Consider the following 26,586-nt stretch of genomic DNA (forward strand, 5'->3'; position numbering starts at 1 on the left):
GGCGAGGCCCCGACAGACGCGGCTCTCAGGCCCGCAGCGCGCTTCGAACATGCGCGAGCCAGCCTGGCCGCATTTGATCGACCCGGTGGGTGATACTGCGTCGCAGGAAGTGCAGGCGCCGCCGCACGTCCCAGCCGATATCGTTGCGGGACGTCAGAGCCTGCCGGAAGCGCGCCATCTTCAGCGACTGCTGGTCCGCCGCGACCTTGTCGGGATCGGAATAGAATTCCGAAACCTTCTCCCGGCTCATGCCTTCGGTCACGAGCCAACGCGGCGCATATTCACTGCAGAGGCGGTCGACGTCGACCAGCAGGCGGGCAACGCCGGTGCCGGCGGCAGGGCAATTGGTCTGGAACGCATCGCCGATGAGCACGACGCCGGGTTGGAGATGTCCTTCCACGACGGACAGGTCCATCACCCAATTCTGCACCCGGTCGGTCACGTGGAAATCGCCAAGGTAAGGCCGCAATCCCGGCAGCAGGCGCAGAACCGTCGCTTGCGGTTCGCGGCGCAGCTCGCGCATAACAGGATCGGACGGGTCGCGGAACATGAATAGGTTTGCCCGCATGCCGGCACGCACGGGAAACAGGCTGAGATAATCGATGCCGTCCGTCGTGCGCTCGCCGTAACAGGTCAGCGCTTCGAAATCGAACGGCGCATCGTCCCGACGCGCGATCGTGAATCCGAACGTGACCGAATGACGCTCGGCCAGCACCCGCCGCTTGATGCCGAGCTTGTAGCCGAGAACTCCCGCCATGCCCGTGGCCAGCACGACGAGGCGTGCAGTTACGCTCCGTCCGGAAGCGAGCTCGACATGCTGGATATCGTCGCTACAGTTGACGGCAGTGACTTCGTCGACGATCAGGCTGGACGGATCAGGCAGTTGGCTGCGCGCCATCGCGACGAGATCGGCATATGGAAGTCCGTAAGCCCGGCCGACGCTGACATCGACCACCTTGCCTTCCCTGATATTGAGCACCTGGTCATATCGGCTGGCCACGCTATCGAGCGCGTCGAGGAAGCCCAGCTTGCGCAACATCTCCAGCTGATGGCCGCCGATTTTCTCGACCCGGAACTCGTCCGGATGAACCGCGCGCTTGTCGACGAGAGCGACACGATGCCCTGACCGCGCGAGCACGGCCGCCGCCAGCGAGCCCGCAAGGCCGCCGCCAACGATCGCGATGTCGGCGACGATCGTCGAAGGGCCGGCTGCGGCGTTCGGCTCGGGCACGTTGCTATCCGCCGTCATGGTCCAGGCTCCCACGGTCAACTATGATTGCCCGTGCAATTCTCTCGCCTGATGTCGCATCGCAGGACCAAACGCGATCATTTCTCGATATCTCGGTTAATGCAGCGGAGACTGCCCGGCCCGATGAGAACCGGCACGCGCCTTGCTCTGGATGGTCGTTCCCGGCGAGCCGGTCCGCATTCCAGCGGCTTATATCGCCTGATTGGCCGTCGATGCGGCGCTATGCCGCCACGCGATCAGGCCGCACTTTGCTCTATCTGGGACAATGGGGTCAGCGATGTTCCATAGTGAAGCAACGGGCATGGCCGCGACGTCGCCGCGGCCGGCAGGATCATGGAGGCCGTCCATTAACACTCGCGGTTTTTCGGCATGCTAGGCTGTCGCAGGTAATCGGAAAATGTCTCTCCAGGGGAAGTTGCCCCTTAAATTTCCATGATCGAATCCATCATCCAGTTCATGCGGCGCGACGTGACGCGCGGTGTTGCCGGAACCATCCTTCTCAAGGTTGGTAGCGGCGCGCTTGCGTTCGCGTTGTTTTCGCTTGCGGCACGAACGATGTCGCCCGATGGGTTCGGCATCTTTGCGACCTGGCTTTCGGTGGCCCAGATGGCAGCAGTCGTCGGTCTGGTGGGCCAGGAATCGCTGCTGGTGCGATTTCTAAACGAGTATCGGGTAGGAAATCAGCCCGACCTCACCAAAGGCGTGCTGCTATCGAGCCTAAAGATTTCCTCGGTCGCGATGCTGATTGCGATCGGCACAATGGCGATCGGCGCGAACATCAAAGGGGCCTCGTGGCTGCTGGTCATCGCGGTGTCGGCCTACACGGCCGTGAATGCGGGGCTGATGCTTGGCAGCCAGATCGCACGCTCGCTGGTCAGCATTCTCATGGGCGAAGGAAACAGGGAGTTCTTCTGGCGCGTCAGCGTCGTGCTGTTCCTGCTCGCAATCATGTCCGGCCATCGCCAGCTCGATCCCGCCGAATTGATCGCCGTAATGACGATTGCCATGTCGGTCGGACTGATTGCACAGATCATCGCGATTGCGCGAACCCTGCCGAATTTCCGCGGCACGGCGGTGAGGTCCGAGACGTCGCGCTGGAGATCGAGCGCGCTTCATTTCTGGGTCGCATCCATCCTCGAAGCCGCGAACCAGTATTTCGACGTCATTCTGGTCTATTGGATGTTGGACCCGGCAACCGCCGGAATTTACTTTGCCGCTTCGCGGCTGGCCAACATCTTCGCCATGCTGTCGGCCGCACTGTACAGTTTTGGCGCACGTCGGCTTCCGTCGCTGTACTTCAGCAAGAACCATCAGGAATTCGAGCGAACGTTGCGGCTCATGGCGGAAGTGACCGCGGTGTGCGTGGTCAGCGGACTTCTCCTGATCTGGGTTGGCGGCCCCCACCTGCTCAACCTATTTGGGCCGCATTTCGCTGCGCAACACTGGGTCCTGATCGTGCTCGCGATCGGAACGGCGTTCCAAGCGGCGGGCGGTCCGTCTGCGGCGATCTTGCAGCTGACCGGCTATGAGCGCGAGTATGTCCCCGTGATTGCCGGGAACGTCGCGCTGCGGCTGGTCGGATTTCTCGTCCTCATTCCCTGGCTCGGCGTTCTTGGCGCAGCGATCTCGGCCACTGTGTCGCTGGCGCTCGCGACCATCGCTCTCAACATCCTCTGTCGCCGGCGAACCGGAGTCGATCCTTCGATTCTGGGGCTTCTGCGCTTCTCGCCATCGAAGCCTAGCGCCTACGCCGTCCGTGGCGCGGACTCCGGCGAATAGACCTCTGCTCAGCCGAGGCAATGGCGCGGCTCGGCAATCCGTTGCCGGGTGGCGTCAACCAGCCAGCCCCAGCACTTCGCCCCGACGCGACGCCGAGGGGCCGCCAGGCACGCGATTGACGACGATGCCCGTCGGCACTCCGGCAAACCGGGAGAGCGCAGCGATGGCTCTGCGCATTGCGGCCGAGTCGACTGCGTCTTCGCGCGCGACCAGCATGACAAGGTCGGCGTGAGCAGCCAGCGCCGCCGCCTCCGGCTGCAAGGCCAGGGAGGTGGCGTGGACGACGATCAGATCGAACTCCGAGCGAATATCGTCCGCGGGCGGCGGCCCGGGCCGCTTGCTGGCACTCAGGAGCTCATCGACGCTGCGGAAGTCCGCGGTGGTCATGCCGTCGGCCTGCCCCTTGGCAAGGCCGGCCCCGGCACCGCCGAGGTCCGGCTCGACCCGGATCAGGACGCTCAGCTTCCCGGTGTTCAACGCCCATCGATTCAGCGACCGCGCGACAGTGTTGCCGCCGGCGCGCTTCCCGACCGACATCACGAGGACGACCTTGCCACGAGGTCCCGGCACCTTCTCCAGCCGCTCCAGCAGCGGACGCAGATGGGGACCGAGATCGAGTTCGGCCGTCGCAGACACCGGACCTTGCCAGATGTTTCTGGGGACTTCGCCAGGCGTCAGGTCGGGAATGCGGGCCCACACGGGCGGACGTGACCACGTCGCGGGCTGGCGCGGAGCCGGGTCGGGGTCGCGGATATCAGGCGCCGATCTGTCCGATCCGCGTCCTGTGGCGGCAACAATCGCCGTCGATGTCAGCAGCGAACCGATCGCGAGAGCGGCGAGCAGTAAAGACAGCGGTGGAAGGGTCGAGCGCAACGGCGGAATGGCGGACGACGCAATCTTGGTCTGGGAGCTCTGCAAGAGGCGTTGCTCGTTCGTCGTCTTGGAGCGCGAGAGAAACTGTTCGTAGATGTTTCTGTTGGCCTCGGCGTCGCGCTGCAGCTCCTGGAGCCGGACCAGAGCCTGGCCGTCGACCAGAAGCTGCGATTCCGCCGCCTTCATCTGGCCTTCCAGCGCCTTCTGCTGTTCGCGCTGGGCCTCGTATTCCGATTTTGCGGTATCGATGCCCTTCGTCCGCTCGACCTCGATCTGCCTGTTGAGATCGGTCAACTGGCTATAGGACATAACGAGGTCGGGATGGCGATCGCCGAACACCGCCCGCTTCTGCGCAATCTGGTCATTGAGCGCCGATCGCTGTGCGCGCAGGGCGCTCAGCAGATCCTGCTTGACCGGGCTGTCGACATTCGCCTTCACGTCCCGCTGTGCCTGCTCGTAGCGGGCCTTCGCCTCTTCGGTCCGGGCGCGCGCAGCGGCAACCTGCTGCGACAGTTCGGTGACCCGCAATTGCTGGGTGGTGGAATCCTTGCCCGCGTTGACGATCCTGTGCTCGAGCTTGAACGTGGCCACGGCGTCCTCTGACGCCTTCAACCGTTCGTTCAATGATTTGAGCCGGCCACTGAGCCAGTCGGCGGCCTCGTCGGTCGCATCGGTGCGGCTGCGGCCCTGGCTGGCGACGAACGCCTCGGCGATGGCATTGGCGTAGTAGGCCGCCCGCTCCGGCCGGTTCGACGTGAAGCGGATGGCGATGACATAGGTCAGCCCGCGCCGGGAAATGTCGAGGCGGTTGCGGAATCTCTCGAGAAGGCGCGCGGGGTCGGTATGTCCCCCGGAAATGTCCTGGTCGTCCCGAATTTTGAGCTGCTGGATCAGCGGCTCGAGAAAGCCGTCGGACTTCGCCACTTCGACCAGGCTCTGCAGCGCGGCGCTATCCTGCCCGATGCCCGGCAGAACGTCCTGCTCCGAGGTCACGCGTTGCTCGCGGGGATCGACCACGACCAGCGCGGTCGCCGCAAATCGCACCGGGATCACCAGGAGAACGACGACGCCAAGGGCAAAAATCGCGAGAGCGAGCGTCAGGATGCGGCGAGCGTTGTCCCGCATGAAGGAGAGCGCACCCGCGGCCGTGAGCGCACCGCCCAAGCGTGCGGCGGATGCGCGCGACTCGCCGTTCGACGCCTGTCGCGTCTGCCACGACGCGGCGGCACCGGTCGATCCGGAACTTGTCGGGTCTGCGCGGCGACCGAACGTCATGGATTTTACTCGGATTCAACTGCGAACACTGTTCAGTGCCTGCTCCAACGTAAATATCTATGGTTAATCCGCGGTTACCCGCGCCTGGCGCGGCCGTGACCAATTGGTTAACGCGCGCGCCTCGCTTCGTCGGGAACCAGCGGAATTCATTCGCGAACGATGCCCTTGCGGCAGGGCGCGCATTAACTCCGTTTATTGCTAGTCGGTGTCCGCGCGAGGCCCCCATGGTAAGCACGGGGTTAAGAATGTGAAGAATTCGTTTCTCTAGTGGGTCGGGATCCGTGCTCCATTACCAGCCAGACAAGGCGTTGGGCGAGACGACTGCGACAGCACTCTCGCCGCCCAACGGTGGCGGACGAAAGCTGCACGTGGTTCTCGTACAGACCCAGGCCGAGAATGCCGGCGCGCAGGAAATCTCGCGCCTGCTTGGCGCCGGGCTGACCGCCCGCGGCTATCGGGTCACCAATCTGTTCTTCTTCCGCAAGTCGGATTCGTTCGATGAGCCGCCCGACACGATCTATTGCGCGTCGAGCCGGCCGGGAAATCCGCTGGCGCTGCTGCAAATGCTGTGGACGCTCGGCGGCCATATCAGGACCACCAGGCCCGACGCCGTTCTGACGTTTCAGCACTTCGGCAATGTCATCGGCGCCGGTGTGGCGCGCCTGATCTGCCGTGCGCCTGTCATCGCCAATCAGGTTTCATCCGCGCTGTCGATGAGCTGGCCGGTCCGTATGGCCGACATCGTCATGGGCAGCCTCGGCTTCTTCGACCGCATCACGCTCAACTCGCTGGACATGCAGCGTGAGTATTCGCGCTACCCCAGGGCTTATCGCGCGCGGATGGTGCATGTCCCGCACGGCTTCGACGACAAGGCGCTCACCCTGACGAAGCAAGCCGCGCGACAGAAATTCAATCTTCCGCCGGATCGCACCCTGCTCGGCTGCGCAGCAAGATTGCACCCGCACAAGCGGCTCGACGCGGCGATACGTCTGTTGCCGGATCAACCATCCTGGCACCTCGCACTGGCTGGCCAGGGAGCCGACGAGGCCCGGCTGCGGCAGTTGGCGGATGAGCTGAGAGTATCGGACAGGCTGCATCTGCTCGGCGAAATTACTCCGCGCCAGATGGCGGAGTTTCTCGCCGCTCTCGACGTGTTCGTATTTCCGACGCAGGCGGAGACCTTCGGCCTCGCCGCTGTGGAGGCCGCAAACGCCGGCGTTCCCTCCGTCGTCACCGATCTCCCGGTCTTGCGCGAGGTGTTGTCCGTCGAAGGAAAACCGACAGCGCTGTTCGTCGATGCCTCCGATCATACCAAGCTGTCGGCCGCCGTCTCCAGGCTCCTGACCGACCAAAAACTGAGCGACGAACTGCGACAAAACGCCAAAGGTCTGAAGCTGCGCTATTCAGTGGACGCCATGGTGGAGGAATACGTTCGAATTCTCGGCCAGGTCATTTGATCGGGGCGCATTGAAACGGATCGGCTCGACATGACCATCGAGTTTCGCTGTGAAATTGAACATGCGCGGCGATGGATGGGCCGCGAGACGCTGTCGATCGACGGCCGGGATGTACCGGTCCAGATCGCATGGACGGCAACAGCGGAGCCGCGACCGACGGCTCTCGACATGCTGTTCGAGCTCGAACGCCTGGTGTTGCACAAGGGCAAACACTGCGGCGCCGACAGGCTGAAGATCAGTCCCGAACGGATGCAGGCTCGCGCCGGCACGGCGGACGTCATCGTCGATTTCACCGGTGGCGCGCGGGATCCGAACTGCTCGGCCCGGCAGTATCTCCGCCCGCTGTTCAATGGAGCCGCAGGCGAAAACGCAGCCCTTGCCGCCATTCTCGCCGGTGATCTGCCGGTGATCGAAATCGTCGACGAGGTCGACGGTGCCGTCCTCGATCGCGGCCACCCCTCCGCCGAAATCGCGGCCGGTCTGAGCGGCGGACTGGAAACCGTCATGGCGCGAACCCTGACCATGGTGGCGGCCATCCTGTCGGGACGACCGCGCATCGTGCCGCAGCTGCCACGACCGGCCCGAATTGGTAACGGCAGCCCGCCGGCGGCGTACGTCGCGCGCGGCCTAGCGACATCGATCGCCAAGGAGATCTATCGCCTCTGCTGCTATGCCCCGCATTGGCATGTCGGATGGCGCTGCAATGATGGTGCCGGCGTCTGGCAGACCGGAGATCTATCAGGGCCTCGCTGGAACGTCCTTGCAGATCCCGGAAACCACTTCTACGCCGATCCCTTCCCCATCACGTGGCAGGGAAGAACATTCGTCTTCTTTGAGGATCTCGATCACCGAATTGGAAAAGGAATCATTTCCGCGATCGAGTTCGACGGCGCGGGCCCGGTCGGGAAGGTCGTACCCGTGCTGGACGAGCCCTGGCACCTCTCCTATCCGTTCCTGATCGAGGACGATGGCGCGTTGTGGATGATCCCGGAGAGCTCGACCAACGGGGACGTCGCCATCTATAAATGCGTTCGGTTCCCGGACAAATGGGAGCGCCACGCGACGCTGCTTTCAGGACTTGAACTCGCCGATGTGACGATCACGCGGCACAACGGCCTGAACTATCTGTTCGGGGCTTGGCGCGACGGCACCGGCGGATATTCGGATTCGCTGGCGATCTATTACGCCGAGCACCTCATGGGCCCGTGGCTTCCGCATGCCAGCAACCCCGTCCTCATCGACCGCGCGAGCACGCGGCCTGCGGGGAATTTCGTCACCATCAATGACAAATTGTGGCGGCCGGTCCAGGATTGTGCCGGCGGATACGGCGCAGCGCTCGCGCTGGCGGAAATCGTCGAACTGTCGCCGACGACGTTCAAGCAGATCGTCCGCCACTCTCTGCGGCCAGGGCCAGCATGGCCTGGCAGGAAGTTGCACACGTTGAACCGCTGCGGCCGGCTTGAGGTGATCGACGGATCGCGTGTCCAACCCAAGACCCGCGCCTTCACCAGCAAATTTCCATCGGCTGTTTTGTCGCCGCGAACCAGTCCCTCTACCAGCTAGCGCGGATGGCTGAACAGGTCGGTCGTGGCGTCGTCGACGGCGATATCGACCAGCGCCGGGCCGCTCGATGCCAACGCTTCGGTCAAGGCGTAGTCGACATCCCCGGCATCGGTCACGCGCCGCCCCGGACAACCCATTCCCCTTGCGAGCGCCACAAAGTCGAGCCCGGGCAGGTCGATTCCGGGCGGGCGATGCGCCTGCATCAGCTGGCTGAAGGCGCGCATCGCGCCATAGCCTGAATTGTTCATGATCACGAAGGTGATCGGCAAGCGGCGTTGCACCGCGGTCCAGATTGCCTGGATGCAATACATCGCCGATCCGTCACCGATCAGGGCGACGATGCGGCGACCGGGCCGCGCCAGCGCCACGCCGACGGAGGCCGGCAGGCTGTAACCGAGTCCGCCGCTCGCCATCGTGTAGAAGCTGTCCGCGCCCGGCCGCGGCAGGAATTGTTGAATGGCGGGGCGATGCGACGGCGCCTCCTCGACCACGATCGCATTGCCCGGCATCAACGCCGAGAGCCGGGCGAGCGCATAGGCCGGTGGAATCGGATTTTGTACCGCTGGAGCCGCAGGCCGCATCCGCGCGGCCGGCACCTCGCGCTCCGCGATGTCAGGCATCGCCGACAGCAGCCCAGCCAGCGCCTTCGGGAGCGTGCTGATGATGGTGTCACCGGCAGAAGCGGATGCGGCTTCCGTCGGATCATCCGTGATCTGCCAGACCGGCGTTCCGTCGTCGAGCAATTCGCATTGTCCTTCGACATGGAAAGTAAACACCGGCGCGCCGACCACGACGATCAGATCGGCGCCGCGCAGGGCGCGGGCGAGCCCACCTGGTGCTGCCGGAAGAAAGCCGGCAAACAGCGGATGCAATTCCGGAAAGCTCGAACGGCTCGACATCGGACTTGCCCAAACGGCCGCGCTCGCCTGCTCGGCCACAGCGACCATCGCGTCGACGCAGCCGTTGCGATCGATCTCGGGCCCGACAACGAAGACAGGTTTTTTGGCGGCTCGGATCGCCGCGCCGAGCCGAACGATCGCCGCCGGATCCGGCGCAAACTCCGTCGCGATGTGGCGGACCGACGGAGCGATTGCGGGCCGCGCCCAATCGTCCGACGGGACCGACACGAATGTCGGACCGCGCGGATGCTGCATGGCGGTGAGGAAGGCCTGCGCAATCGCCGCTGGAACATCTTCGGCGCGCGCCGGTTCGGCACTCCATTTCACATAGGGCTTTGGAAACTGTGCGGCGTCCTCGGCGAAGAGGTAGGGTCGCATCCGCAACAGGCTGCGCGCCTGCTGCCCGGCTGTCACGACCATCGGCGTCTTGTTGCGGAACGCTGTGAAGAGATTGCCGAGGGCATGACCGAGTCCGGCCGCCGAGTGCAAATTGACGAACGCCGGACGCCCCGTCGCCTGCGCATAGCCATCCGCCATGCCGACGACGCAGGCTTCCTGCAAACCGAGCACGTAGTCGATGTCGTCGGGCCAATCGCCGAGGAAGGCAAGCTCGGTCGAGCCGGGGTTGCCGAAAACGCGATCGACGCCAAACGAGTGAAGCACACCGAGGGTCGCTTCCCGAACCGTGAGAACTTTCGAATTCATGAATGGCGTCCTGATGGGCTTCGCTTGCTGCGCGGTCAGAAGGGATAGTGCTGCGGCTGGGTCTCGATGGTGATCCAGCGCAGATCGGTGAACTCGGCGATCCCGGCCTGGCCGCCGAAGCGGCCGTAGCCCGATCCCTTCAACCGCCGAACGGCATCTGCGCCTCGTCATGCACAGTCGGGCCGTTGACGTGGCAGATGCCGCTTTCGATCCGCTGCGCCACCGTCAGCGCACGCGCGACGTCGCGGCCGAACACGGCGGCCGAGAGGCCATACTCCGTGTCGTTGGCGAGCCGCACGGCGTCGTCCACGCCACGCGCGCGGATCACCGAGACGACGGGACCAAAGCTCTCCTCGGTGTAGATGCGCATGCCGGGCACCACGCGGTCGAGCACGGTGGCCGGGACGACCGTGCCAACCCGGTCGCCGCCCGCGAGCTTGACGGCGCCCTTGACGATCGCGTCGTCGATCAGTGCAACGACGTGCTTGGCCGGCGCCTCGTCGATCATCGAGCCGACCACCACCGGACCGCGGCGCGGGTCGCCGGCCGGAAGCGCGCCTGTCTTCTTGGCAAGCTTCGCGACGAACTGATCGGCGACGGCCTCATCCACGATCACGCGCTCAGTCGACATGCAGACCTGGCCCTGGTTGATGAAGGCGCCGAAGGCCACGGCGGCGACGGCGGCATCGAGATCGGCATCGTCGAGCACGACCAGGGGCGCCTTGCCGCCGAGCTCGAGCAGCACCGGCTTGAGGTGGCGGCCGGCGAGCTCGGCGATGACGCGGCCGACGCGGGTCGAACCGGTGAAGTTGATCCGCCGCACGGCCGGATTGGCGATGAGACGTTCCACCACCGCCGGCGCATCGGCCGGCGCATTGGTCACGACGTTCACGACACCGGGCGGGAAGCCCGCGTTCCCGAACACCTCTCCGATCAGCCGGTGCGTTCCCGGACAGATCTCGGAGGCCTTGAGCACGACCGTATTGCCGCAGGCAAGCGCCGTCGCCACGGCGCGAACGCCGAGAATGATCGGCGCGTTCCACGGCGCAATGCAGAGGCACACGCCGGCCGGCTGCCGGACGGACATCGCGAGACATCCAGGCTTGTCCGACGGGATCACCTCGCCGGCGATCTGCGTGGTGAGCGACGCCGCTTCGCGCAGCATGCCGGTCGCGAGCTTGACGTTGAAAGCCGACCAGATCTCCGTCGTGCCGATCTCGGCCATCATGATCCGGATGAAGGCGTCGCGCTTGGCCTCGAGCGCATCTGCGGCCTTCAGCAACAGGGCTCGCCTCGCATTCGGGCCAAGTGCCGACCATCCTGGCAATGCCGCGGAAGCAGCCGCCACCGCAGCGTCGGCATCGGAAGCGGTCGCGGCGGCCGCGCGGGTTGCGACCTCCTGCGACAGCGGATTGCGGCGCTCGAACACCTTGCCGCCGGAAGCGGCCCGATCCTGGCCATTGACGAGAAGACTGACGTCCATGAAAACCTCCCTGATGTTGGTGATGGCGCTTGCTCTAGCCGAGCAGGCGCGACTTGCCGGTTTCATGCGCGAAGCCGAGCGCGATCATCGCCGCGAGCGCGAGCACGACGTAGTATCCCGTGATCGCATAGGTGGAGCCCGTCTGCGCAAACAGGCTGGTGGCGACCAGCGGCGCGATGCCGCCGCCCAGCACCGTCCCGAGCTGCTTTCCGATCGACACGCCGGTGAAGCGAATGCGGGTCGGAAACAGTTCGGGGAAATAGCTTCCTTCGCTCCCGAACATCAGCGGATGGATCACCCCCGCGGCGAGGATTACCGCACCCGTCACCAGCATCGTGTCACGGCTCGCGACCACACCGTAGAATGCAAACATCGAGATGGCTGCGAGCACCACGCCCGCCAGGAACAGACGCTTTCGTCCGATACGGTCGGACCAGGCGCCGATGAGGGGCATCGCAACGAGCCCGACGAGATTGGCGAACAGCACGGCCTGCGTGATGACGTCTTTCTGGACGCCGAGCTGACGGGTCGCGAAGGAGATGGTGAAGATGGCCGTCAGATAGAAATAGGATGTCTGTGCCATCTCGGCAAAGAACACGATGAGGATCGGCCGCCAGTGCTCCCGCACTGCTTCGACCACAGGCGCCACTTCAGTCACCTTTGCTTCGCGGAATGTCGCGCTCTCCTCGATGCGCAGGCGCATGTAGACGCCGAGCGCGACCAGCACCGCGCTGATCAGGAACGGAACACGCCAGCCCCATGACAACAGGTCCGCTTCCGGCAGCCGCGAAATCGTGAGCGCCGCGAAGGAGGCGAGCACGACACCGACGGGTCCTGCGGCCTGGATCACCGCGGCCGAGAAGCCGCGCCGGTGCCCGGGCGCCGTCTCGATCGCCATAAGGATCGCCGCGGTCGACTCGCCGCCGAGCGCAAACCCCTGGACGAACCGCAACGCCACGAGCGCGACGGTCGCAGCCACGCCTGCACTGGCGTAGGTCGGCAACAATCCGATCGACATGGTCGCAAGTCCCATCATGAGCAGCGTACACAGCAAGACGGACTTTCGGCCGAGGCGGTCGCCAAAATGACCGAACACCAGCCCGCCGAGCGGACGCGCCAAAAATCCGACGGCGAACGTCGCGAACACCGCAATGGTCGCCGTTAGCTGGTCGAATTTCGGAAAGAACAGCTGATCGAACACCAACGGCGCGATCAGGCCGTAAATGAAGAAGTCGTACCATTCGATCGCGGTGCCGATGGTACCGGCGATCAGGATACGCCGGCGGCTGCTCGCCGTCTGCTCGGCAGTGACGACGGTCGCAACATGATCGTCGTAGTCCTCCAATGCTTTTGTCGTCACGGTTTCCTCCTCCGGTGTCATTTGTCGTTTTTGTTGTCTTGTTATTATTGGCCGCGCAACCGCTGATCGGATGCGACGGCGAGAGTCGATCAGCTTGCCAGCCGTGCGCCGTCGCTCGCATTGTGTCCGAGTGCTCGGGCCAGGACGCGCCCGATCGTGCCAGCCTGTGACGCGCTGCCGCGCCAGGCCACGATCTGGTCGGGACGTATCAAAGCCAGATCCGCCTCGTAGAGATCGCGCAGGGATTTCGGCAGCGTGACGAGTTTCACATCAACCCCGATCGGGCGGATGGTCTCAGCGACCGACGCATGCGCGGTCATGACTTCGCCGAACTGGAGCAGCGTCCACTCGAACCCGAACAGATCGTACAAGGAGACGCCGTCGTCCAACCACGCATGCGGGGCGCGCCCGCCGGGACAGGCGCTCGGAACGTAGACGTTCGCGGCGTCGGGCGGCGGCTGGCTGCCATCGGAAACGATGATCGGCGAGCCGTCGTAGCGCCCGCCGAAAGTGACGCCGGGGATGTTGAATTCGGCGCGGGCGTGCTGTTCGAGATAGATGCCCGCGATCCGCCGCGCCTCCTCGCCGGCGTCGGTGGCATCCTCAATGTCAGGCGCGGGAGCGAACAGACCGAGCGAGTCGGCAAAGCGACGCGCATAATCGGTGTTGCGCAGCGCCACCGGACGCCGCTCGACCTCATAGCTGTCGAGCAGCCCCGCCGGGCTCACGCCCTTGACGACGCTTGCGAGCTTCCAGCCGAGATTGACCGCATCCTCGATCGCGGTGTTGTAACCAAGCCCGCCGGTCGGCGTGAACAGATGCGCCGCATCGCCGCCGAGGAACACCCTGCCCCGCTGCATTCCATTCGCGACCAGCGCGTGGCCGGCGGTCCAGGTCAGGAACGACAACACTTCGCAGTCGATCGGCGCGCCGCAAGCGCGCTGGAACGCTGCTTTGGCTTCGTCGATCGTGATGGCATTTTCGTTCTCATCGGGCCGAAGCTGCGTGTGAAACGCAAACTCGTCGCGACCGTTCACGGATGCCATGAAGGCGCGGCGGTCGCCGTTGAAGCAATTGTACATCCACGCCTTGGCGTGCGGGATACTCGCGTAGAATCCGGGCGAACGGAGATAGACCGCCAGCATGCGGCCGCCCATGAAATCGCGCTGCGTTCCGGTTTCGCCGCCGTAGACGATCCCGAGCGACTGCCGGACTTGCGAGCGCGGCCCGTCGGCCCCGACCAGGAAGTCGGCCCGGACCTCAAAGCGGCTGTTGTCATCGAGACGTTCGATCTGGGCGACGACGCCGTCATCGCTCTCGGTGTAGCTGATCAGACGATGACCGTAGCTGAGCCGTATTCCGGGAAGACGTTCGGCGTGACGGCGCAGCACCGCCTCGACATATTTTTGCGAGACGCGATGCGGCAGCTCCGCCGCGCTCCAGGAGCCCGACATGCCCCGGACGAGCTCGCCCGCGCGTGACGATGACGGCAACTGAAAGCGGGCCAGCTCGTAACCGGTGTAGCGCGTGAAATACGCAACGTCGGTCGGATAATCCGCAGGCAGACCTTCGCGTCGGATCTCGTCGGCAAAACCTAGCCGCCGATAGTGCTCCATCGAGCGCGCCTGCGTCGCATTGGCTTGCGGATTGAATGCCGTGCCCGGCTTTTCATCGACCAGGATCGCGGACACGCCGCGCCGGCCGAGCTCGTTGGCGAGCATCAGGCCGCAGGGCCCCCCACCCACGATGAGCACCGAGGCCGTCAGACATGTTTCCAAGACGCTTCTCCCTACCAGCATTATCCTGCATGGTAAGGACGCCTGACGATATCGTCAAGTAGCCTGACTACTCGGGCTCGTGGAGCGTGTCGAATTGCGCGCCGTAGACTGCCAATCCCTTGAGGATCGTGTCCATCGTGGCCTTGCCGAGTTCGGCGCGCATCTCCTGCTCGGCAACGTCGACGGCGTCGCGGAACGCATCGAGCCATTTGCGTCCCGTCGGCGTGAACATGACGATGCGCGCGCGCCGATCGGTCGGATCGGCGATGCGATCGACCAGACCGAGCTCGGCGCATTGATCGACCAGCTCACCCATCGCCTGCTTGCTCATGGAGGCGCGGCGGGCGAGCTCCGTCAGTCTGGTCCCCTCGACGTCGAGATTGCGTGTGAGGCCGACATGCGCGATCCGCGTTTCGCCATGTCCCTTCTCGCTCATCAGTTCGAGCACACGACCTTCGAAGCGCCGCACCGCGTTGTTGAGCAGCCGACCGATGTTGGCATGCCGCCATGCGGTGCCGGATGTCCTGGCTTTCAATGGATCTGCCTTCTGCAAAGCCGCCTGAATTCGAAAATGTCGCTCACTTCGCCGCGTCGATCCAGATCCCCGGCTGCGAATGCTCGCGGATGTGGGTGACCAGGAAGTCGGAAAACACCCTGATCTTGGCGGGCAGTCCGGCACGGTTCTGGTAGGCGATGTTCATCGTGAGCAGCGGCAGCTCCCAGTCCATCAGAACCGGGACAAGACGGCCCGCCGCGATATCGCTTTGCACGATGTATAGCGGCTGGATGAGGATGCCGAGCCCCGCCAGCGCGGCGCCGCGGATGACCTGGCCGTCATTGCTGTCGAGCGTCGGCGTGATGCGAACAGTCTGCGCGCCGTTGCCTTTGCGCAGGCGCAGCGAATAGGGATCGTTGGCGAGATTGTAGACCAGCATGTTGTGACGCGCGAGGTCGACCGGCTGCTCCGGCTCGCCGCAGCTTGCGAGATATGACGGCGAAGCAGCGAGCACACGCCGCATCTGGCCGATACGGCGAACGATGATGTTCGAATCCGGCTCCTGCTCGCGCGTCCTGATCGCCACGTCGATGCCGGCCTCGATGAAATCGGAGTACCGGTTGGCGGTGGTGATCTGCATGTTGAGCTTCGGATAGCGCGCGCGGAAGGCGGGCAGCATCGGCGCCAGATAGATCACCGCAAAGGACAGCGAACTCGTGACCCGCAGCGTGCCCTGCGGCGACAGCGCGCGATCGCTGACGATGTCCTCGGCCTCCGCCAATTCGCTCAAGACGCGACTGGAGCGCTCCAGCAGTTCCTGCCCCGCCTCCGTCAACCACAGCCGACGAGTGTTGCGCTCGATCAACCGCACCGCAAGGCGCTCCTCGAGCGCGCTGAGATGGCGGCTCGCGGCAGCATTCGACATGCGCAGGGCTTCGGCAGCTTTGGACAGGCTGCCGAGCTCGGCCGTCTTGGCGAACACTTCCAACTGGAGCAGGCGGTCCATTGTTTCGCAATCAGGAAAAGAGACTTACGATTATTGACCTTTATTTCCGTATCCCGCAAGTCAAGATAGCCCAAACACAAGCAAGATAGCAGGCGAGGAAACAGGGAAATGTCGGGCCCGATCAGGCACATCGTGATGTGGCGGCTGCGCTGGGAGACGCTCGCGGAGCGTTCCGCCGCCCGGGCCAAGGTCAAGTCCCTGTTCGAGGACTTGCGCGGCCGGATCGACGGCCTCACCCATATCGAGGTCGGCCTCGATGTCAGCGATGTCGACTACGCCTGCGACGTCGTTCTGTTCTCCGAATTCACGGACCACGCTGCGCTCGCGGCCTATGCCACCCACCCGGAACATTTGCGGGTGCGCGAGGCGCTGGGCGACTTGCGGATCGGACGCTTCCAGGTCGATTATCCCATCAAAGAGACCGGCGCATGATCGGTACGTTCACCTTTGAAAACCTGCCCTGCCGCGTCGTGTTCGGCAGCGGAACGTTAGCTAGCGCCAAGGCCGAGATCGAGCGGCTCGGCGGCAAGCGCGCGCTGGTACTGACCACGCCGCAGCAGGAGGCGCAAGGCAAAAGCCTGGGCGCGGCGCTCGGTCCGCTCTACGCCGGCATCTTTCCGGGCGCGACCATGCACACGCCGGTCGAGGTCACGGAGCGGGCGCTTGCGGCGATGAAGGCGTGCGATGCCGACTGCGTCGTCTCCCTCGGTGGCGGATCCACGACCGGCCTCGGCAAGGCGCTCGCCTTGCGCAGCGGGATCAACCAACTCTGCATTCCCACCACCTATGCCGGCTCGGAGATGACACCGATCGTCGGCCAGACCGAGAACGGCCTGAAGACCACGGTACGCGACGCCGCCATCCTGCCCGAGACCGTGATCTACGATGTCGATCTCACTTTGACGCTGCCGGCGAGCCTGGCCGCAACATCTGGCATCAACGCGATCGCGCACGCAGTCGAAGCGCTCTACGCGCGCGACACCAATCCCGTCACGTCGCTGATGGCGGAAGAAGGTATTCGCGCGTTGGCACGTGCCCTGCCCGCTATCGCCGCCAAGAGCGACGATCGCGAGGCTCGCACCGAAGCGCTCTATGGCGCCTGGCTGTGCGGCGTCTGCCTCGGCACCGTCGGCATGGCGCTGCATCACAAGCTCTGCCACACCCTCGGCGGCACCTTCGACCTGCCGCATGCCGAGACCCACACCATCGTGCTGCCGCACGCGCTGGCCTACAACGCGCCCGCCGTGCCCGATGCGATGGCGCGGATCTCGCGCGCCATCGGCGCCGCCGATGCATCGCAAGGACTTTTCGAGCTCGCCAAGCGCCTGGGTGCGAAGGTCGCATTGCGCGACATCGGCATGCCCGAAGGCGGCATCGACAAGGCTGCGGATCTCGCGGTCACCAACGCCTACTGGAACCCGCGCCCGCTCGAACGCGACGCCATCCGCGATCTGATCGCGCGCGCCTGGGCCGGCGAGCCGCCCGGCGTCACCAAAGCGGTGGCTTGATTCGATGCGGCGCACGCTCATCAAATCCGCTGTCATCATCAGCATGGATGACGCGATCGGCGATTTTCCCAGAGGCGACGTGCTGATCGAGGGCAGCCGCATCGTTGATTTGCGTCCATCGATCGACGTCGGCGGCAGTGCGGCCGAGACCGAGATCGTGGACGGCACCGGGCGCATCGTCATCCCCGGCCTGATCAACGCGCATATGCACACCTGGCAGACGGGCTTGCGCGGCTATGCCGCCAACTGGACGCTGCTGGAATATTTCCGCCGCATGCATGCCGGGCTCGCAACGGTGTTCCGGCCCGAGGACATTCATATCGCGACTTTGGTGGGCGCGCTGAACCAGATCAACCACGGCACCACCACGCTGGTCGACTGGTGCCACAACAATCCGACGCCCGATCATACCGACGCCGCCGTGGGCGGCCTGATCGAAAGCGGTATCCGGGCGGCTTTCTTCCACGGCTCGCCCAAGCCCGAGCCGAAACCAGGCGAGCCGCATTTCTCGGAGATCCCGCATCCACGCCATGAGGTCGAGCGACTGCTGGCGGGGCCCCTCGCCGACCGCGACGGCCTCGTCACGCTTGGGCTCGCGATCCTCGGCCCGCATTATTCGACGCTCGACGTCGCCATGCACGATTTCCGCTTGGCGCGCGAGTTCAAGCTGATCGCATCGATGCATCAGGGCGGTGGTCCCGCCAAGACGCCCGGTGGCTGGGAGAAGCTGATCGGGGCCGGCCTCGTCGGCGCGGGCACCAACATCGTCCATGGCAACGACCTGCCTGACGATCTCCTGGACCGGATGGTCGATCTCGGCGTCTCCTTCTCGGTGACGCCGGAGAACGAGATGATCCAGGGCCACGGCTTTCCGATCACCGGACGGCTGCTCAAGCGCGGCGTGCGGCCGACCATCGGCATCGATCTGGAATCCGTGCTCGCCGGCGATCTCTTATCCGCCGCGCGCGTTGCACTCTCGATGCAGAGGGCACTCGACAACGCGGAGTCGCGCAAGGCCAGCGGCGCCATTCCGGCAACGACCACAATCCCCGCCCGCGAGGCACTGCGCTGGATCACGATGGAAGGCGCGCGCATGCTCGGCCGCGAGGACCAGATCGGCTCGCTGACGCCGGGCAAGCTCGCCGACCTCGTCATCATCGATTGCTCCGATCTCAACCTCGTCCCGGTGCACGATCCCGTTTCCACCGTGGTGATGCAGACGAGCCTTGCCAATATCGAGGCCGTGATGATCGGCGGCGTGTGGAAGAAGCGGAATGCACGGTTGCTGGCCGACGGTCTGGAGGCGAAAAAGCAACTGCTCGTGCAATCCGGCCGGCGGCTGGTGCACGACATCGAACGACAGGGACAAGCCGCCTAAGGGCGTCAAGGACAACAACGATGACGAACGCTTCGAAACACATCGCTTTCATCGGGATCGGCAAGATGGGCCTGCCGATGTCGGCGCTCGTCGCCAAGGCCGGTTACGCCGTGACCGCGTTCGACCGGAGCGCCGCACGGCTCGACGAGGCGCGCGCGCAAGGCATTTCGATTGCCGCTTCAGCGGCCGAGGCCGTGGGCGACAAGGCCGCGGTCGTCACGTCCTTGCCCGATGACGCCGCCTTGCGCGGAGCGTTGCTCGGCCCCACCGGCCTCATCGCCACGATGGCTGCTGGAACCGTTCTGATCGAGACCAGCACCGTGAGCGTCGAGGCTTCCGCAGAGGTCGACGCCGCCGCACAGGCGCGCGGTGTCTTCTACCTGCGTGCGCCGGTCTCGGGCAATGCCAGTATCGTTCACACCGGCGCGCTGAGCTGCTTCGTCTCGGGCCCGAAGGCCGCCTACGAAAACGCAAAGCCGCTGCTCGCCGCCTTCACCCGCGCCCAGACCTATCTCGGGCCCGGCGAGGAAGCGCGATATGCCAAGCTTGCGGTCAATCTGATGATCGCGGTGTCGGCCGCCATGATGGCGGAGAGCCTCGCGCTCGCGCGCAAGGGCGGCATCGGCTGGCAGGACATTCTGAAAGTTCTCGATGACAGCGCGGTCGCCTCACCCATGGTGAAGTACAAGACCGCTCCGCTGCGCGACCGCGATTTCGACTCGACCTTCTCTTGCAGGCAGATGGCCAAGGATCTCGACCTGATCCTCGGCGCCGGCCACGCCGTCGGCGTGCCGCTTCAGCTCGCAGCGCAAGTGCGCGAGACCTATGGCGCGCTGGTCGCGCAAGGCGACGGTGACGCCGACTTCATCGCGACCGTCAAGCATCTGGAACGGCTGTCCGGGCTTGGCGAACCGAAACTCTGATTCACGGAGACAGCTATGCGCAATTTCAACGAGAACACGATCACGGACGCGGTGCTGGAGCGGATCGCGGGCGCGACCGACCCGCGGATCAAGCAGGTCAGCGAAGCGCTGGTGCGCCACCTTCATGCCTTCGTCCGCGAGGTGCGACCGAGCCAGAAGGAATGGGACTACGGCATCGACTTCCTGACCCGCACCGGCCACATGTGCGACGACAAGCGCCAGGAGTTCATCCTGCTGTCGGACGCGCTCGGCGTCTCCATGCTGGTCGACGCAATCAACCATCCGGTGCCGGAAGGCGCGACCGAAACCACGGTGCTCGGTCCGTTCTTCGTGCAGGCGTCGCCCGAGAAAAGCAACGGCGAGGACATCTCCGGTCCCATGAAGGGCGATCCGATGCTCGTCACCGGCTCGGTGTCGACCATCGACGGACGGCCGCTCGCCGGCGCCGTCGTGGACGTCTGGCATTCCGACGACGACGGCTATTACGACGTGCAGCAGCTCGACAAGATCGGCGACCTTGCGATGCGGGCGCGCTTCCACACCGACCAGAATGGCCGCTTCAATTTCTGGTCGATCAAGCCGGCTGCCTATCCGATCCCGCATGACGGCACGGTCGGCGACATGCTGGAGGTCCAGGGCCGCCATCCCTGGCGCCCGGCGCACGTGCATTTCATGATCTCGGCGCCCGGCTTCGAGCAACTCGTGACCCATGTGTTCGTGGCCGGCGACCAGTATCTCGACAGCGACGTGGTATTCGGCGTCAAGGACAGCTTGATCCGAGAATTTGTGCGCTGCCCGCCTGGCCGTGCGCCCGATGGTCGCATGGTGGACAGCGAGTATTTTCACCTCAACTATGATTTCGGCCTGAAGCAGGTCGCTAGCAGCGCAAGAGCCGCTTAAGCTGAGCGACGGCGGACCAGACAAGAGTCCGACAGCAAGGCAGACAGGGAGCAAGGATGGGACCGCGGGTCAGCACGGGCATATTGGCCGATCGCCTCACAGGCATGATCGGCCCGCGCGCGAGCGTCGCGCGTGGCGTGCTCGATCAGCATGGGCAGAGCGAGTCGCACTATCGGAGCCTGCCGCCCGACATCGTCGTCTTTCCTGAAACCACGCAGGAGGTCGCGGAGATCGTCAAGCTGTGCGCGGGCGCGAATATGCCCATCGTGCCGTTCGGCGCCGGGACCTCGCTCGAAGGCAATGCGGCCGCGGTCGCGGGCGGCGTCTGCTTCGACTTCGCACGCATGAACAAGGTGCTGACCGTGCACGAGAGCGACATGGATGTCGTCGTGCAGCCCGGCATCACGCGAAAGCAGCTCAATGCGGAGCTGCGCGGCAGCGGACTTTTCTTTCCGATCGATCCCGGCGCCGACGCTTCGATCGGCGGCATGACGTCCACGCGTGCTTCCGGCACCATGGCGGTGCGCTACGGCACCATGAAGGACAATGTCATGGCGCTGGAGGTGGTCCTGGCCGACGGTCGCGTGATCCGGACCGCCCGGCGCGCGCGCAAGTCAGCCGCCGGCTACGACCTGACGCGGATGTTCGTCGGTGCCGAGGGCACCCTCGGACTGATCACTGAGGTCACGCTGAAAGTGCATCCCGTGCCGCAGGCGATCTCGGCCGCGGTTTGCAGCTTCGACACCCTGCACAACGCCGTAGACAGCGCGATATCCATGATCCAGTCCGCGATCCCCGTGGCGCGTATCGAGCTGCTCGACGACGTCATGATGCGCGGCATCAACGCCTATGCAAAGCTCGGCTATCGCGAAGCCCCCACCCTGTTCTTCGAATTCCATGGTTCCGAGACCTCCGTCGCCGAGCAGGCCGAAGCCGCACAGGCCATTGCCGCCGACCATGGCGGACATGGCTTTGCATGGGCGAAGGCACCGGAGGATCGCAGCCGTCTCTGGCACGCCCGCGACAACACGCTCTATGCGGGCCTGGGCCTCCGCCCCGGCGCGCGTGCCGTGATTACCGATGTCTGCGTGCCGATCTCGCGGCTCGCGGAATGCCTCACGGAGACCCGCCGCGACGCGGACGAGCATGGTTTTACGGCGCCGATCGTCGGCCATGTCGGCGACGGCAATTTCCACATGCTGATCCTGATTGACCCGGCAAGGCCCGAGGAAGCCGAAGGCGCCAAGGCGCTCCAGGCCCGCATGGTCGCCCGCGCCATTGCCATGGACGGCACCTGCACCGGCGAGCACGGCATCGGGCTCGGCAAGATCGACTATCTCACCGACGAGCTCGGCGAGGCCGTCGATGTGATGCGGTCGATCAAGACCGCGCTCGACCCTCACGGCCTTATGAATCCCGGAAAGATCTTTGCAAGCGGAGCGCAGGCATGAGCACCGCCGCATTGGCCGTCGAGCCCTCCTCGCCTGTCCCGCTGCTGGAGCTGCGCGGCATCAGCAAGGAGTTTCCCGGCGTCAAGGCGCTGGATGACGTGTCCTTTGCCGTCTTCCCCGGCGAGGTCCATATGCTGCTGGGCGAGAACGGCGCCGGCAAGTCGAGCCTGATGAAGGTGCTGTGCGGCGCCTATCGCGCCGACGCCGGCGAGTTCTATTACAAGGGCGAGCCGGCCGCGATCAACTCGACCGTGGACGCGCAGAAGCTCGGCATTGCCGTGATCTTCCAGGAATTCTCGCTGGTGCCCCATCTCGATATCGCGCAGAACATTTTTCTTGGCCGCGAGCCGAAGGGCCGCATCCCCGGCACCATCGACCGCCGCAAGATTCTCGCCGACGCCGCGCGCGTGCTCGGCACGATCGGCTTCGAGATCGATCCGTCCACCATCGTCGACAAGTTGGGCGTGGCGCAGCAGCAGATGGTCGAGATCGCCAAAGCGATCAGCCAGAGCGCCCGGATCCTCGTGATGGACGAGCCGACCGCGGCGCTGTCCGATCGCGAGACCGAGCTGCTGTTCGCACTGATCGCGCGACTGAAAGCCGACGGCGTCTCCATCGTCTACATCTCGCACCGCATGGCGGAGGTGTTCGCGCTCGGCGACCGCATCACCGTGCTGCGCGACGGTCGTCGCATCGACGGCGTTCGCCCGGCCGACGTCACGCCGGACCAACTCGTCCGCATGATGGTCGGTCGCAACGTCGACATGACCTATCCGCGCAACTTTGCCGACAAGCCCGGCGAAGTGCTGCTCGAGGTCAAGGGCCTGAGCGCCACCACCGGAATCTCCGACATCAACATCGAGGTGCGCCGCGGCGAGATCGTCGGCCTGTGTGGGCTGGTGGGCTCCGGTCGCAGCGAGGTCGCGCGCGCGATCTTCGGCGCCGATCCCGTGACCTCAGGCGAGATCGTCTTCGACGGCAAGACTATCTCCGGCGAGCCTGATCTTGCCGCGCGCCGCGGCATCGCGCTGATCCCGGAGAGCCGCAAGAGCGAGGGCCTGGCGCTGTTGCGGTCGGTGGGGGACAATCTGGTGGTGTCGGCGCTGCGAAAACTGTTCCCGAGCGGTCTGTTCGATCAGCGCAGCGCGCAGCGCACTGCCGACGGCCTGATCCGTCAGCTACGCATTGCGACGCCCAGCGCGCGCCAGATCGTCGGCCTGCTCTCGGGCGGCAATCAGCAGAAGGTCGTGATCGGCAAGTGGCTCGCCGCCGGCTCGAAACTCTTCATCTTCGACGAGCCGACCCGGGGCATCGATATCGGTGCCAAGGCCGAAATCTTCGCCCTCATCGACCGCCTCGTCGCGGAAGGCGCGGCGGCGCTGATGATCTCGTCGGAACAGGTCGAGATCTGCCATGTCTGCGATCGCGCCTATGTGATGCGGGAGGGTCGCATCGCCGGGCACCTCGCGCGCAACGAGCTGACAGAGGAGAACATCGTGCGACTGGGGATGCATCATGCGTGAGGCCGCGGTCGTCTCTCAACCGAATCCGCTGCAACGCATTCCCGGCGTTGCCATCGTGCTGGTGCTGCTGATCGCGCTGTTCAGCACGATCGCGCCCGGCTTCCTGTCGGTCGCCAACCTCTCCAACGTGCTGGTGCAGTCGACGATCCTGACCATGCTCGCGCTGCCCATGACCTTGATCATCATGACCGAGGGGCTGGACCTGTCGATGGGCGCGGTGCTGACGCTGACCTCGCTCTGCGTCGCCATCGTCTCGCTCGCCACCCACTCGATGTTGCTCGGCCTCGGCGCCGGACTCCTCGTCGGCGCGGCCTTCGGTTTCGCCAACGGCTGGCTGGTCGCGATCGTTGGCATCCCACCGTTCGTTGCGACCTTGGGCACGCTCGGCATGGCGCAGGGCCTGTCGCTGATCGTCAGCGACGGCCAGAGCGTGGTCGGCATTCCCCACAGCGTGCGCGACATTTACTCGGCGACGCTGCTCGGCGTGCCCGTGCCGATCGTGATGGCACTCGTCACCTATGCCGCCTTTCATGGCCTGCTCTATCACACCCGCTTCGGCACCTATATCTTCGCGCTCGGCGGCAACCGGGAGGCGCTCCGCTATGCCGGCCTGTCACCCAACCGGCTACTGATCGCGGTCTATGCGATCGGCGGCGCCATGGCCGGCACCGCCGGCCTGCTTATGACGGCGCGGATGAATTCCGGGCATCCAACCGCCGGCCTCGGTCTCGAATTCGATGCGATCGCGGCCGTCGCCGTCGGCGGCACATCGTTCGAGCGCGGCAATGGATGGCTGCTCGGCACTGTGCTCGGCGTGCTCTCGGTGGGCGTGCTGCGCAACGGGCTGAACCTGATCTCGCTGCCGTCCTCGGTGCAGGTCGCAAGCGTCGGCGTGCTCGTCATCGTGGCGCTGTTCCTGGATGGCCTGCGGAGCCGCGCATGACCGACATCAGCAAAGAGGCCATCGCGCCGCCCCGTTCGTTCCTGTCGCAGGACGCGATCCAATTGTTCTATCGCCTGCTTGCGGCGCTGCTGATCTGCGCGGCGCTCGCCGTGCTCAGCGATTCCTTCCTGAGCCTCGGCAACATCCTCAATGTGCTCCGGCAGGCGAGCCTGACCTTCTTCATCGCGTCGGGCCTGACGCTGGTGGTCCTGACCGCTGGCCTCGATCTCTCCGTCGGCGCCAATGTCGCGCTGTCCGCCTGCATCGCCGGGACCGTGATCCACAAGACCGGCTCGCCGGCGCTTGGCATCCTCACGGGGCTTGCCTGCGGCGGCCTCGTTGGCCTCCTCAACGGCGTGATGGTCACCGCGCTCCGCATCCCCTCCTTCATTGCCACCTACGGCATGCTCTGGGTGCTGAACGGCCTCACCTATTGGTACATGGCGGGCGAGACCCTTCACGGCTTCCCGGCCGGCTTTCGCCAGATCGGCAGCGGCTATCTGTTCGGCCTGCCGATCCCGGTCTATCTGCTGCTGGTGTTCCTCGGGATTGGAACGCTGTTTGCGCAGCGAACGATCTGGGGCCAGGAGATCTATGCGATCGGCGCCAATCCGGTCGCGGCCCGGCTCTCCGGCATTCCGGTCGCGCGCCGCCTGCTGCTGGTCTACGCCGTCTCCGGCACCATGGCCGGGCTAGCCTCGATCATCTTCCTGTCGCGACTCAATTCGGCCGAGGCCGACATCGGCGAAAGCCTGACGCTGCCCGCGATCGCCGCCGTGCTGATCGGCGGCACCTCCCTGTTCGGCGGCGTCGGTACTGTCTTCGGCACCTTCATCGGCGCACTGATCCTGACGCTGGTGCTGAACGGCATGAACCTCTTGTCGGTCAGCGCCAACTGGCAGCCGCTCGTCACCGGCATCATCGTCATTCTCGCGGTCTGGCTCGATATGAAAACCCGCCGCCGCGCGCAATGAGTTCTTGAACGACCAACAAGCAAAACGAGGGATGGAGGCAACATGAAACAGAAACTGGGTTATTTGACGCTGCCGCTGCTGATGGCGGCCGTGTTCACCACGCAAGCGCGAGCCGACGGCGAAACCATCGCCGTCTTCACCAAGAACCAGACCAACCCGTTCTTCCAGACGGTGCGGGTCGGCGCGGACAACATGGCGAAGACGCTGAACGCCAAGACGCTGCAGTATATCCCGACCAAACCCGACAGCATTCCCGAGCAGCTCAGCCAGATCGAGGACGTCGTGGTGAAGAAACCGAGCGCCATCGTCTTCACGCCGGTCGACTACAAGGCGATGGTGCCGGGTGTCGAGAAGATCAACGAGGCCAAGATCCCCGTCGTCAACATCACCGACCGCTCCGCCGGCGGCAAGTTCCTGTCCTTCGTCGGCGCGGACGATTACAGCCTCGGGCTCGAGACCGCGCGCTTCCTGCTCAAGACGCTGGGCGGCAAGGGCAACATCGTCATCATCGAGGGCGTCAAGGGCTCGCTGACCAATGTCGACCGCGTCCGCGGCTTCAACGACGCGCTGAAGGAAAATGCCGGTGCGAAACTGCTGGCCTCGCAGCCCGGCAATTACCAGCGGCTCCAGGCGCTGCAGGTAATGGAAAATCTGATGCAGTCGAACGCGCAGATCGACGGTGTGCTCGCCGCCAACGACGCCATGGCCGTCGGCGCGATCGAGGCGCTCGACGGCGCCAACCGCAAGGCGCAGGTGATCGGCATCAATGGCACCAAGGAAGCGATCGACGCGATCAAGTCCGGCAAGCTGCTCGCGAGCGGCGACTACAACGGATTTTTTCAGGGATGCCTTGGCACCATGATGGCGATCCGATCCCTGCGCAACCAGCCCGTCATCGCCGAGATCGTGCTGAAGCCGACCGTCATCACCAAGGACAATTACCAGCCGTTCGACGTGCCGCTGGAGCAACGGAGCTGCCCGACGTTCGAGGAAGCCAGCAAGCTCGGCGGCAAGTAACCAGGCGCACCCATCACAACAAGCCCGGACGGCCGCTGTCGCGGCC

The 26,586-nt window shown here is 64.9% G+C and carries 20 protein-coding genes and 1 pseudogene; 13 read left to right on the top strand and 8 right to left on the bottom strand.

Annotated elements, in window-relative coordinates; genetic code table 11:
* Positions 1-25: 25 nt before the first annotated feature.
* On the bottom strand, positions 26-1,249 hold the full coding sequence (locus AC0L21_RS03485) for an FAD-dependent oxidoreductase (RefSeq protein ID WP_473258118.1): 1,224 nt from the start codon (positions 1,247-1,249) through the stop codon (positions 26-28).
* 432 nt (positions 1,250-1,681) lie between these two features.
* Between AC0L21_RS03485 and AC0L21_RS03490 the strand changes: the two genes are divergently transcribed.
* Positions 1,682-3,028, top strand: coding sequence for a lipopolysaccharide biosynthesis protein (locus AC0L21_RS03490; RefSeq protein WP_473258120.1), 1,347 nt, complete (start codon positions 1,682-1,684; stop codon positions 3,026-3,028).
* Positions 3,029-3,082: 54 nt separating this feature from the next.
* Here AC0L21_RS03490 and AC0L21_RS03495 read toward each other — a convergent pair whose 3' ends face one another.
* Positions 3,083-5,176 carry a GumC family protein gene (locus tag AC0L21_RS03495; RefSeq protein ID WP_473258123.1) on the bottom strand — a complete coding sequence of 698 codons (2,094 nt, stop codon included), beginning with the start codon at positions 5,174-5,176 and terminating at the stop codon, positions 3,083-3,085.
* Positions 5,177-5,457: 281 nt separating this feature from the next.
* Here AC0L21_RS03495 and AC0L21_RS03500 point away from each other — a divergent pair, with 281 nt between their 5' ends.
* Positions 5,458-6,633 (top strand): glycosyltransferase family 4 protein, encoded by a 1,176-nt coding sequence (locus tag AC0L21_RS03500; protein ID WP_473258125.1) that lies wholly within the window; start codon positions 5,458-5,460, stop codon positions 6,631-6,633.
* Between the two features lie 30 nt (positions 6,634-6,663).
* On the top strand, positions 6,664-8,196 hold the full coding sequence (locus tag AC0L21_RS03505) for a glucosamine inositolphosphorylceramide transferase family protein (protein ID WP_473258127.1): 1,533 nt from the start codon (positions 6,664-6,666) through the stop codon (positions 8,194-8,196).
* Here the strand turns inward: AC0L21_RS03505 and mdlC are convergent.
* The 6 genes and pseudogenes from mdlC to AC0L21_RS03535 form a co-directional block, all read right to left on the bottom strand.
* Positions 8,193-9,800: a benzoylformate decarboxylase gene (gene mdlC / locus AC0L21_RS03510; RefSeq protein ID WP_473258129.1), complete on the bottom strand. Its 1,608-nt coding sequence runs from the start codon at positions 9,798-9,800 to the stop codon at positions 8,193-8,195. The genes AC0L21_RS03505 and mdlC overlap by 4 nt on opposite strands.
* Positions 9,801-9,835: 35 nt before the next feature.
* Positions 9,836-11,283, bottom strand: a pseudogene (locus tag AC0L21_RS03515) (aldehyde dehydrogenase).
* A gap of 34 nt (positions 11,284-11,317) precedes the next feature.
* Positions 11,318-12,643 carry an MFS transporter gene (locus AC0L21_RS03520; RefSeq protein ID WP_473258132.1) on the bottom strand — a complete coding sequence of 442 codons (1,326 nt, stop codon included), beginning with the start codon at positions 12,641-12,643 and terminating at the stop codon, positions 11,318-11,320.
* An 89-nt stretch (positions 12,644-12,732) separates the two neighbouring features.
* Complete coding sequence (locus AC0L21_RS03525; RefSeq protein ID WP_473258134.1) at positions 12,733-14,442, bottom strand: FAD-dependent oxidoreductase; 1,710 nt, start codon at positions 14,440-14,442, stop codon at positions 12,733-12,735.
* Positions 14,443-14,488: 46 nt separating this feature from the next.
* Positions 14,489-14,956 carry a MarR family winged helix-turn-helix transcriptional regulator gene (locus AC0L21_RS03530; protein ID WP_473258136.1) on the bottom strand — a complete coding sequence of 156 codons (468 nt, stop codon included), beginning with the start codon at positions 14,954-14,956 and terminating at the stop codon, positions 14,489-14,491.
* Between the two features lie 43 nt (positions 14,957-14,999).
* Positions 15,000-15,923 carry a LysR substrate-binding domain-containing protein gene (locus tag AC0L21_RS03535; RefSeq protein ID WP_473258139.1) on the bottom strand — a complete coding sequence of 308 codons (924 nt, stop codon included), beginning with the start codon at positions 15,921-15,923 and terminating at the stop codon, positions 15,000-15,002.
* A 108-nt stretch (positions 15,924-16,031) separates the two neighbouring features.
* On the opposite strand from AC0L21_RS03535, the gene AC0L21_RS03540 reads away from it, so the two are divergent.
* From AC0L21_RS03540 to AC0L21_RS03585, 10 genes are read left to right on the top strand one after another with little or no spacing between them, the layout of a single operon-like run.
* Positions 16,032-16,355, top strand: coding sequence for a Dabb family protein (locus AC0L21_RS03540; protein ID WP_473258142.1), 324 nt, complete (start codon positions 16,032-16,034; stop codon positions 16,353-16,355).
* Complete coding sequence (locus tag AC0L21_RS03545) at positions 16,352-17,431, top strand: maleylacetate reductase (RefSeq protein ID WP_473258144.1); 1,080 nt, start codon at positions 16,352-16,354, stop codon at positions 17,429-17,431. Before AC0L21_RS03540 ends, AC0L21_RS03545 begins: the two co-directional genes overlap by 4 nt.
* A 4-nt stretch (positions 17,432-17,435) precedes the next feature.
* The gene (locus AC0L21_RS03550) at positions 17,436-18,809 is read left to right on the top strand and encodes an amidohydrolase family protein (RefSeq protein WP_473258146.1); all 1,374 of its coding nucleotides are present in this window, start codon (positions 17,436-17,438) and stop codon (positions 18,807-18,809) included.
* 20 nt (positions 18,810-18,829) lie between these two features.
* Positions 18,830-19,732: an NAD(P)-dependent oxidoreductase gene (locus tag AC0L21_RS03555; RefSeq protein ID WP_473258148.1), complete on the top strand. Its 903-nt coding sequence runs from the start codon at positions 18,830-18,832 to the stop codon at positions 19,730-19,732.
* A 15-nt stretch (positions 19,733-19,747) separates the two neighbouring features.
* The gene (locus AC0L21_RS03560; RefSeq protein ID WP_473258150.1) at positions 19,748-20,632 is read left to right on the top strand and encodes an intradiol ring-cleavage dioxygenase; all 885 of its coding nucleotides are present in this window, start codon (positions 19,748-19,750) and stop codon (positions 20,630-20,632) included.
* A gap of 56 nt (positions 20,633-20,688) precedes the next feature.
* The gene (locus tag AC0L21_RS03565; protein ID WP_473258152.1) at positions 20,689-22,083 is read left to right on the top strand and encodes an FAD-linked oxidase C-terminal domain-containing protein; all 1,395 of its coding nucleotides are present in this window, start codon (positions 20,689-20,691) and stop codon (positions 22,081-22,083) included.
* Entirely contained in the window at positions 22,080-23,606 is a 1,527-nt protein-coding gene (locus tag AC0L21_RS03570; RefSeq protein WP_473258155.1) for a sugar ABC transporter ATP-binding protein, read from the top strand. The genes AC0L21_RS03565 and AC0L21_RS03570 overlap by 4 nt, the downstream gene beginning before the upstream one ends.
* Positions 23,599-24,549, top strand: coding sequence for an ABC transporter permease (locus tag AC0L21_RS03575; RefSeq protein ID WP_473258157.1), 951 nt, complete (start codon positions 23,599-23,601; stop codon positions 24,547-24,549). Before AC0L21_RS03570 ends, AC0L21_RS03575 begins: the two co-directional genes overlap by 8 nt.
* Positions 24,546-25,523, top strand: coding sequence for an ABC transporter permease (locus AC0L21_RS03580; protein WP_473258159.1), 978 nt, complete (start codon positions 24,546-24,548; stop codon positions 25,521-25,523). Before AC0L21_RS03575 ends, AC0L21_RS03580 begins: the two co-directional genes overlap by 4 nt.
* 42 nt (positions 25,524-25,565) lie before the next feature.
* Positions 25,566-26,540, top strand: coding sequence for a sugar ABC transporter substrate-binding protein (locus AC0L21_RS03585; RefSeq protein WP_473258161.1), 975 nt, complete (start codon positions 25,566-25,568; stop codon positions 26,538-26,540).
* Positions 26,541-26,586: the final 46 nt, after the last annotated feature.

Source organism: Bradyrhizobium sp. WSM4873 (genome assembly GCF_055811355.1).

What these genes read in the sequence shown, in the direction of transcription:
- AC0L21_RS03485 (WP_473258118.1), bottom strand. Translation starts at nt 1,249, where the DNA reads ATGACGGCGGATAGCAACGTGCCCGAGCCGAACGCCGCAGCCGGCCCT.
- AC0L21_RS03490 (WP_473258120.1), top strand. Translation starts at nt 1,682, where the DNA reads ATGATCGAATCCATCATCCAGTTCATGCGGCGCGACGTGACGCGCGGT.
- AC0L21_RS03495 (WP_473258123.1), bottom strand. Translation starts at nt 5,176, where the DNA reads ATGACGTTCGGTCGCCGCGCAGACCCGACAAGTTCCGGATCGACCGGT.
- AC0L21_RS03505 (WP_473258127.1), top strand. Translation starts at nt 6,664, where the DNA reads ATGACCATCGAGTTTCGCTGTGAAATTGAACATGCGCGGCGATGGATG.
- mdlC (WP_473258129.1), bottom strand. Translation starts at nt 9,800, where the DNA reads ATGAATTCGAAAGTTCTCACGGTTCGGGAAGCGACCCTCGGTGTGCTT.
- AC0L21_RS03525 (WP_473258134.1), bottom strand. Translation starts at nt 14,442, where the DNA reads ATGCTGGTAGGGAGAAGCGTCTTGGAAACATGTCTGACGGCCTCGGTG.
- AC0L21_RS03535 (WP_473258139.1), bottom strand. Translation starts at nt 15,923, where the DNA reads ATGGACCGCCTGCTCCAGTTGGAAGTGTTCGCCAAGACGGCCGAGCTC.
- AC0L21_RS03540 (WP_473258142.1), top strand. Translation starts at nt 16,032, where the DNA reads ATGTCGGGCCCGATCAGGCACATCGTGATGTGGCGGCTGCGCTGGGAG.
- AC0L21_RS03545 (WP_473258144.1), top strand. Translation starts at nt 16,352, where the DNA reads ATGATCGGTACGTTCACCTTTGAAAACCTGCCCTGCCGCGTCGTGTTC.
- AC0L21_RS03550 (WP_473258146.1), top strand. Translation starts at nt 17,436, where the DNA reads ATGCGGCGCACGCTCATCAAATCCGCTGTCATCATCAGCATGGATGAC.
- AC0L21_RS03555 (WP_473258148.1), top strand. Translation starts at nt 18,830, where the DNA reads ATGACGAACGCTTCGAAACACATCGCTTTCATCGGGATCGGCAAGATG.
- AC0L21_RS03560 (WP_473258150.1), top strand. Translation starts at nt 19,748, where the DNA reads ATGCGCAATTTCAACGAGAACACGATCACGGACGCGGTGCTGGAGCGG.
- AC0L21_RS03565 (WP_473258152.1), top strand. Translation starts at nt 20,689, where the DNA reads ATGGGACCGCGGGTCAGCACGGGCATATTGGCCGATCGCCTCACAGGC.
- AC0L21_RS03570 (WP_473258155.1), top strand. Translation starts at nt 22,080, where the DNA reads ATGAGCACCGCCGCATTGGCCGTCGAGCCCTCCTCGCCTGTCCCGCTG.
- AC0L21_RS03575 (WP_473258157.1), top strand. Translation starts at nt 23,599, where the DNA reads ATGCGTGAGGCCGCGGTCGTCTCTCAACCGAATCCGCTGCAACGCATT.
- AC0L21_RS03580 (WP_473258159.1), top strand. Translation starts at nt 24,546, where the DNA reads ATGACCGACATCAGCAAAGAGGCCATCGCGCCGCCCCGTTCGTTCCTG.
- AC0L21_RS03585 (WP_473258161.1), top strand. Translation starts at nt 25,566, where the DNA reads ATGAAACAGAAACTGGGTTATTTGACGCTGCCGCTGCTGATGGCGGCC.